We start from the raw sequence: 6994 nt of genomic DNA, 5'->3' as shown, positions 1-6994 counted from the left end.
TGCCGCGGTGACGCGGAAAGAACATGAAGCGTCGGATCGGGAGCTGGTGGCCAAGCTGGTCGACCAGGCCCGCGCCGAAGGTGACCTGCACGAGGGCAACCTGCTCGCCGGGCCCAATGGGCTGCAGCTCATCGACTGGGGACTCGCCTGCCGTGGTGCGGCCTGGGTGGAGCCCGCCCTCCTGATCCCACGCCTGATCCTCGAAGGCCACACCCCCGCGCAGGCCGAAGCACTCGTGGCCCAGGTACCCGCGTGGAAGTCCGCACCGCCGGAGGCCGTCACCGGGCTGGCCGCGGTGTGGAGCCTGTTCCGCGAGTTCGTCGCCCGCTACGGCCCCGAGCCGATCAGGACCTCACGGGCGCGTGCGGCAGCTGCAGGCCGCGCTTGGGTCAAGCACCGTTTGAGCTAGTGCCGCGTCAGACAACGTTTGCCCTATCACCTGGCTCACCAGACGATGGAGCAAACGTTGCCTGCCGGGCACTGGCTGTCAGAGGGCTCCGGCGTCCCGGGCGGCCCAGACGCTCGGATAGATGGGCCGGAAGCCGAGGTCCCGGCGGATCCGCTGGGTGGACATGATCCCGAACCACGGGTCGGGGTCGGTCCGGGTGTGCATGTCGGCGGGCACCTCGACGCGGTTGAGTTGGTGCAGCTCAACTGCTGTGACGGGTGAGTCGTCGGCGATGTTGTAGATGGGGCTTGTCACCGCCGGTGAGTACAGGAGGCGCATCAGCCCCTGGGCGACATCGACGTGATGAGCCATCTGCAGCCGCTGGGCGGGTGCCCAGTTCGCGGCCCAGCGCAGCGACTGGGCGAGATGCGGGTCTCCGTCGCCGTAGACAAAGGGCAGCCGGCCGATGCGCACCTCCATTCCCTCCAGCGCCAGCAACTCCCGCTCGGCGGCCGCCTTGGACTCCGGGTAGGCGCCCCACAGCTCGCCGCCGGGCCGGCTCTCGTCGTCCTCGGTCATCGGACGGCCTCGCCCAGAGCCGTACACGTTCCCGGTGCTGACCTGCACGAATCGCCGAACACCGGAGGCCAGCGCGGCCCGTCCCAACCCCACCGCCGCATCACGGTTGACGGCCCACGCCTCCTCGTCCGGCACTCCACGGAAGGACGCGGCGACGTTCACGACCGCGTCCACCCCGGCCACCGCCTTGCCGAGGGCCTCCTCGTCCCGCAGATCACCGAGCACGACCTCGGCACCCAGTTCCGCGAACCGCTCCGCGCGCGCCGCGTCGCGTACCAGGACCCGCACCCGCTCCTCCGCCTGGGTCTGCGCCAGCAGCCGCGGCACGAAGCGCCGCCCGACCTGCCCCGTCGTACCCGTCACCAGTGTCAACACGGTGTATCTCCTCACGATCTGATGCCCCACGATCTGGCGCCACTACTGTGGAGTCGGACCGGGACGAACGGGAGAGACCTTCCGATCATGGGACCGTCAGTCCCTGGATCAGCCGGGCGATCGGGGCCACCCTGGAGGGGTGAACCGTGCTGAACTCGCCGACTTCCTGCGCCGCGCACGCACCCGCCTCCACCCCTCAGACGTGGGTCTGGTGGCCGGCCCCCGGCGGCGCACCCTGGGTCTGCGGCGCGAGGAGGTGGCATCGCTGGCCGGCATGTCGACCGACTACTACACGCGCCTCGAACAGTCCCGGGGCCCACACCCGTCTCGTCAGATGCTGACGGCGTTGGCCCGCGCCCTGCGTCTGACGGGCGACGAACGGGCCCACCTGTTCCACCTGGCTGACGAGGAGCCGCCACGCCACGAGGTCCCGTCCGGCCACGTCCGCCCCGGCCTCCTCCTCGTCCTGGACCGCCTGTATGACGCGCCCGCCTCGGTGGTCACCGACCTGGGCGATGTCCTGGCGCAGAACGCGCTGTCGAAGGCACTCTCCGGCGACGCCTCGGCCCGCCCGCCGAGGGACCGCAACCTGCTCCGCCGCTACTTCCTCGACCCGACCGCGCGCGAAATCTTCCCTCCGGAAGATCGCGAGGAGTACGCGCGCGTGCATGTGGCGAACCTGCGCGCGGTGGCGGCATCCCGCCCGGCCGACCCGGCGCCCGCCGCCCTGGTTGCCGAACTACGCACAGCCAGTGCCGAGTTCGCGACTCTCTGGGACGAACACGAGGTGGCGGTACGCCGAGCGACCACGAAACGCTTCCGGCACCCCGTGGTTGGCCTCCTGGAACTGGACTGCGAAATCCTCCTCAACGACGAGAGCCACCACCTCCTCGTCCTCCACACGGCTCGCCCGGGCACGGAATCCCACGAACGACTCCGACTCCTGCGGGTGGTGGGCCTGCAGGACATGACACCGAGCGGGTCCGTCAGGGCGCCGAACGAGCCCTGACGGCACGGACCCGTCTCCCGCGATCGAGCGCACGGTGCCAGTGCCGTGTCAGGCCACGTTTGCCTTCTTGACGATGCGCCGTAGGCGGGGGTTGTCGTTGTTGCGGTTTCGCCAGGCGATGTAACGGCGGATCATGCTGCCCTGCTCGCGATGGCTTGCGTGGTCGCGCCCTATCTCTGTGGCAGTCCGGGCACTACCGGCAGGCGGTGCACGCGGCCGCCGTCAAGCTCAACGCCGAGACGCAGAATAAGCGCGGTCGCAAGGACGTGTCCGAGAAGGACCTCTTCCGCCAGGCCTTCACCACCAAGGCGCCGGAGCCGGGCAAGTCTCGGCTGCGCCTCATGGCCGACGACGGGTCGCCCACCTACAGCAGCCTCCAGGACGGGGCGGCCGCGTACGCAGAGGGCTGCTACAGGGCCATCCGCAACCCGACGAGCCGCACCGTGCAGAACGAGCTGCCCGAGGCGGAGGCGCTTGAGCAACTGGCCGCGTTCAGCGTGCTCGCCCGATGGGTCGACGCCGCCAAGGTCGAGACGGTCTGATCGGCCCAGCCCTAGGGCGTGTATCGAAGGCGCCGGTCACAGCCACCCGTTGCTCTGAGGCAGGGATAAACCGCTACTTCTGCGGTGGATGTGGCGAGTACGGTGTGGCTGTGGCCGGTGATCGCGTGCAGCGGCGGCTCACGGAGACAGACGCGCGGACGCGAAGGAGCGTATGGTGCCAGGCGCTGTACTGCGAGGGGTGACTCTGGACTGTGCCGACCCGCAGACGCTGGCGGGCTTCTACGGTGCACTGACCGGGATGCGCGAACTATTCAGTACGGACGAGTTCGTCGCTCTGACGGACGACTCCGGCTGTGATCTGGGGTTCCAGAGGGTTGACGGATACCGGGCTCCGCAGTGGCCGGGTCAGGACGTGCCACAACAGTTCCACCTGGATTTCCGCGCTGACGACCTCGATGCGATGGAAGAGCTGGCCCTGGAACTCGGCGCGGCCAAACCGGACCATCAGCCCGGCGACGGACGCTGGCGGGTTCTCCTGGATCCGGCTGGCCACCCCTTCTGCCTGACGTCTTCCTGACATCACCGGCGTTGACAGGTATCCCCCGTCAGACGCCGTTGCGCTGAGGTTTGGGCGAGCGGTTCATCAGCTGCTGGCCGCCTCGGAGAGGGCATGGCGTCAGATGCGCTGGTCACAGCCACTCGTTGATGGCCGCTACCAGGGCGGTTGCCTCGTAGCGGACCGCGAGCTTGTCGTACCTCGTGGCCACGGCACGGTGCCTTTTGAGGCGATTGATGCCGCACTCTACCGCGTGCCGAGCCTTGTAGTCCTCCGGGTCGAACTTCGGCGGACGGCCGCCGCGGGAGCCGCGTTTCCTTCGGTTGCGGGCCTGGTCGGCCTTGTCCGGGATGGTGCAGCGAATGCCACGTCTGCGCAGGTAGGCGCGGTTCCTCCGGGAGGCGTACGCCTTATCAGCGCGCACCCGCCTCGGCCGGGTGCGCGGTCTGCCGGACCCCAGCCGGGGCACCCTGATGCGGCCCAGGACAACCTCGAACTGCGGGGAGTCCCCGCGCTGCCCGGCGGTGATCACGATGGACATGGGCTTTTGCCCCTGCTCGACGGCGAGGTGCAGCTTGGTGGTCAGGCCGCCGCGCGAGCGCCCGAGGCCGTGGTCGTCGGGCTCGACTGCGACACCGCCGGGCGGCTCCTTCTGCAGGTCCCCCTTTTCCTCGCTCCGGCGGCGTGCTGGTGGGCCCGGCAGACGGTGGAGTCGACGTTGAGGTCCCAGGTGATCAGGTCCTTGGCATCGGCCCGGGCCTGGAGTTCGGTGAAGATGCGCTGCCAGGTGCCGTTGCGCTGCCAGCGGCGGAACAGGTCGTACGCCCGGCCCCACGGCCCGTAGTCGGCGGGCATGTCCCGCCACGGGATGCCGGTACGAACCCGGAACCGTATGCCGTCGATCAGCTGCCGCCGGGTCCATATCGGTGGCCGGCCGGGCTTCTTGCCCTTCGGCAGCAGCAGCTCCAGCACGGCCCATTGCTCGTCCGTCAGATCTCCACGCGCCACGAATCAAGATCATCTCACGCCCAAGATCCACTTTCGACACAGGCCCTAGTAGGTGTCTTCGTGATCGTGGTGGTGATCCTGCCGTGCTCTTGGTTTACATCAACGCGCGCCGTCGTCAGGGTTCGCGTCGTTGATGATGGGAGGCAGGGCGGTGAGGGGCGGACCGGGCTGCCCGTGCCGGTCCTGCGCCGTCGCCGGCGCCGTGGCGTGGGACGGCTGCGACGACCCCTGCAGCAGCGAGGGGTGACTAGCAACTATGGCCAGCCCGGACACCGCGATGAGCCGGGCGCGACGTGGGCTCACTGGCTGGTGATCATCCGTTGAGTGTTGCTTTGAGCGCGTAGTCCCAGAGGCGGTCGGCAACGGCCGGGTCGACCGCCCAGTCCGCTACGCCGCCGGTCGCGTCCGGGCCGCCCGGCACTACCCCTTCTTCCTGGTTGTCCAAGAAGTAGCGGCCGGTCACACCGTCGAGCAGCGGGGACGCGGCAAGCAGCACCGAGGTGGCAGCGCCCTGCTCCGGGGTCTTGTAGTAGTCCGGGGTCAGGAGGTTTCCCTCGTCGTCCATCGCGCCAAACGCCCGCATGGTGGCATCGTCGAGATGCCGCTGCAGGTTGGTGTGGATGTAGCCGGGGCTCAGCGAGTTCGCGGTGACGCCGTCGGCGGCCCAGCGCCGGGCCACGCCGACGACGAGCAGGACTTCGGCCGTCTTCGACTGCCCGTACGCGGCCAATGGGTCGTACGGGCGTCGCTCGAAGTGCGGGTCGTCGAAGTCGAACGGCACGCCCAGATGAGCGCCGGAACTCACCGTGACCACCCGCGCGTCGCCAGCCTGCCGCAGGTTCTCGTGCAGGCCGGTGACCAGCGCGAAATGACCGAGGAAGTTCGTCGCCAACTGCAGCTCCCAGCCGTTGGCGGCGACCTGGCGGGTGGGCACCGCCATGATCCCGGCGTTCGCGACGATCGCGTGCACCGGCCCGGACCAGCCGGCCACGAACGCGCGCACCGAGCCGAGGTCGCTCAAGTCCAGGGCCCGCTCGCCGCTGGCGGGGTTGCGCGTCGCCACGGTAACCTCGGCCCCCGCGCCCCGCAGAGCCCGGACGGTCTCCAGGCCGATCCCGGAGGCACCGCCGGTGACGATGATCCGTCGCCCGGTGAGGTCGACGCCAGCGAGGACCTCCGCGGCCGTGGTCTTGGCGTTGAACGGAGTGCTGATAAGTGTCATGACCCCTACGGTAGGAACCGGAGTCTGGACGTGGAATGCTGCAGCCTCCGGCATAGTTGCGCGAGCGTCCAGCAAGCCGATCCCTCGAAGAGGTCCTCACGCGCAGTTCGGATGTGACCTCAGTTGGCGATGTAACTTCCTACCGGCTACATCGCCCAGCGATCCCGCTACCAGGGCAGATTCCAACCATGATGTGGAAGTGTCGCTGGAGGACTAGCCGTGCCGATTAGGGTGACCGTGCACTTGGACCAGGGGCAGATCAGGCGATTGGCGCTGTCGCCCACGGAGGAGCTCGGCCGCCAGGTGCGCGTGAAGGTGGTCCAGGTGCAGGGCCCGGCCAAGGTCTACGCGCCGGTGAGGACGGGCAACCTGCGCCGCAACATCAACATCGAAGGGCCGACCCGGACCGCGGACACGCTCCGCTGGGACGTCGTCGCCATGGTGGCGTACGCGTCGTTCATCCATAAGGGGTACCGGGAGCTGAAACGCGGCACCGGCCGGGTCGTCCACGCCTCGGCTGGGGTGCGGCCGTTCCTCGCGCGAGCGCTGCACGACATCCTCGGGTGAAGCCCGTAGGCTCCGCTCCGTGCCGCTGGTTGTGGGCCGGGCACCACACCTGAACCAGGCAGACATTTAGCCTGAACACCGAGCCGCATGTCGACGAGCGCGGTTACCCGCCGTCGTGTGAGGAGCTCGAGGCAGCGGCCCGGGTCGCGCACGTCGACGCCGTCACCGTCTACAACGCCGTCTTGTGCTGCCTGCCGACCACCGCCGGCAGGCGGGGCCGCCGGTTACAGGGCCGCCTTCAGGGTCACGCCGGTCTGCTTGCACGCCTCGCCGACCTGCTCGACCGCCAGGCGGGCCGTCCCAACCTCGTGGGCCATGTAGATCATGCCATTCGCCGACATCGCGGCCTCCGACTGGATGATCTGGACGGCTGCGACCGCGTGGTCCATCGCGTCGTGCACGTCTCCGCGGGCAAGGGTGGTTGCGCCTTCCATGGTGCCGAGCGCCAACTTGGCCGCACTGGCGACACTCGCGCTGCCGGGGCCTTCGCCCGAGCCGAGCTGCTGCCCGAGATGGGTGAGCTGGTCGGCAGCCTTATCGAACTGCTGGCATGCGGCCGCGTTGTTGGTCGCGGCCGAGGTCGGTGCCGCGGCTGGCGCTGTGCTGCCGCAACCGGCGAGGGCGAGCACCAGGCTGGCGACGAGTAGGGGACCGCGCATGTTGGTGTGCTCCTGGGGCTGGGGGTTTGGCCAGGATAGGACGCGGGCCCTGACCGAGTACACCTAGCCCGCAAGCCGCGGAAGGCCATGAGGGAGACGGCGTTCGGCGAACGTTCTTGTGCATCATT

Annotated in this window: 10 protein-coding genes; 5 read left to right on the top strand and 5 right to left on the bottom strand. The window is 69.1% G+C overall.

What is annotated here, in order from left to right; all coding sequences use genetic code 11:
- The coding region (locus Pph01_RS42250) for a phosphotransferase (RefSeq protein ID WP_204078904.1) at positions 1 to 409 on the top strand (409 nt) is incomplete at its 5' end.
- A 78-nt stretch (positions 410 to 487) separates the two neighbouring features.
- Here the strand turns inward: Pph01_RS42250 and Pph01_RS42245 are convergent.
- The gene (locus Pph01_RS42245) at positions 488 to 1342 is read right to left on the bottom strand and encodes an NAD-dependent epimerase/dehydratase family protein (RefSeq protein ID WP_204078903.1); all 855 of its coding nucleotides are present in this window, start codon (positions 1340 to 1342) and stop codon (positions 488 to 490) included.
- A gap of 139 nt (positions 1343 to 1481) precedes the next feature.
- Between Pph01_RS42245 and Pph01_RS42240 the strand changes: the two genes are divergently transcribed.
- The 3 genes from Pph01_RS42240 (at position 1482) to Pph01_RS42230 (ending at position 3431) form a co-directional block, all read left to right on the top strand.
- Positions 1482 to 2351 (top strand): helix-turn-helix transcriptional regulator, encoded by an 870-nt coding sequence (locus Pph01_RS42240; RefSeq protein ID WP_204078902.1) that lies wholly within the window; start codon positions 1482 to 1484, stop codon positions 2349 to 2351.
- Positions 2352 to 2557: 206 nt separating this feature from the next.
- Positions 2558 to 2893 carry a TIGR02391 family protein gene (locus tag Pph01_RS42235; protein WP_204078901.1) on the top strand — a complete coding sequence of 112 codons (336 nt, stop codon included), beginning with the start codon at positions 2558 to 2560 and terminating at the stop codon, positions 2891 to 2893.
- 172 nt (positions 2894 to 3065) lie between these two features.
- Positions 3066 to 3431: a VOC family protein gene (locus Pph01_RS42230; protein ID WP_174876265.1), complete on the top strand. Its 366-nt coding sequence runs from the start codon at positions 3066 to 3068 to the stop codon at positions 3429 to 3431.
- Positions 3432 to 3543: 112 nt separating this feature from the next.
- On the opposite strand, the gene Pph01_RS42225 is transcribed toward Pph01_RS42230, so the two are convergent.
- From Pph01_RS42225 to Pph01_RS42215, 3 genes are all read right to left on the bottom strand, one after another.
- Positions 3544 to 4418, bottom strand: a protein-coding gene (locus Pph01_RS42225) for an IS5 family transposase (protein ID WP_204078900.1) whose coding sequence is annotated in 2 segments (ribosomal slippage) — positions 3544 to 4026 and positions 4029 to 4418 — 873 coding nt in all. Because the reading frame shifts where the segments join, the coding sequence is not laid out codon by codon here.
- 99 nt (positions 4419 to 4517) lie between these two features.
- A complete protein-coding gene (locus Pph01_RS42220) occupies positions 4518 to 4721 on the bottom strand; it encodes a hypothetical protein (protein ID WP_204078899.1) in 204 nt (67 codons plus the stop codon).
- 10 nt (positions 4722 to 4731) lie between these two features.
- Positions 4732 to 5640, bottom strand: coding sequence for an SDR family NAD(P)-dependent oxidoreductase (locus Pph01_RS42215; protein WP_204078898.1), 909 nt, complete (start codon positions 5638 to 5640; stop codon positions 4732 to 4734).
- A gap of 219 nt (positions 5641 to 5859) precedes the next feature.
- Between Pph01_RS42215 and Pph01_RS42210 the strand changes: the two genes are divergently transcribed.
- Positions 5860 to 6207 carry a hypothetical protein gene (locus Pph01_RS42210; RefSeq protein ID WP_204078897.1) on the top strand — a complete coding sequence of 116 codons (348 nt, stop codon included), beginning with the start codon at positions 5860 to 5862 and terminating at the stop codon, positions 6205 to 6207.
- A 224-nt stretch (positions 6208 to 6431) separates the two neighbouring features.
- Here the strand turns inward: Pph01_RS42210 and Pph01_RS42205 are convergent, their stop codons facing one another.
- Positions 6432 to 6866 carry a hypothetical protein gene (locus tag Pph01_RS42205; RefSeq protein WP_204078896.1) on the bottom strand — a complete coding sequence of 145 codons (435 nt, stop codon included), beginning with the start codon at positions 6864 to 6866 and terminating at the stop codon, positions 6432 to 6434.
- Positions 6867 to 6994: the final 128 nt, after the last annotated feature.

The sequence above is a fragment of the Planotetraspora phitsanulokensis genome (assembly GCF_016863295.1).
Classification (GTDB): Bacteria; Actinomycetota; Actinomycetes; order Streptosporangiales; family Streptosporangiaceae; genus Planotetraspora; species Planotetraspora phitsanulokensis.
The sequence above is the reverse complement of the archived record's forward strand: the minus strand, read 5'-3'. Positions and strand labels throughout refer to the sequence as shown.

Excerpts from the sequence above, each read along its gene's own strand:
- Pph01_RS42205 (WP_204078896.1), bottom strand. The coding sequence starts at position 6,866 with ATGCGCGGTCCCCTACTCGTCGCCAGCCTGGTGCTCGCCCTCGCCGGT.
- Pph01_RS42215 (WP_204078898.1), bottom strand. The coding sequence starts at position 5,640 with ATGACACTTATCAGCACTCCGTTCAACGCCAAGACCACGGCCGCGGAG.
- Pph01_RS42230 (WP_174876265.1), top strand. The coding sequence starts at position 3,066 with ATGGTGCCAGGCGCTGTACTGCGAGGGGTGACTCTGGACTGTGCCGAC.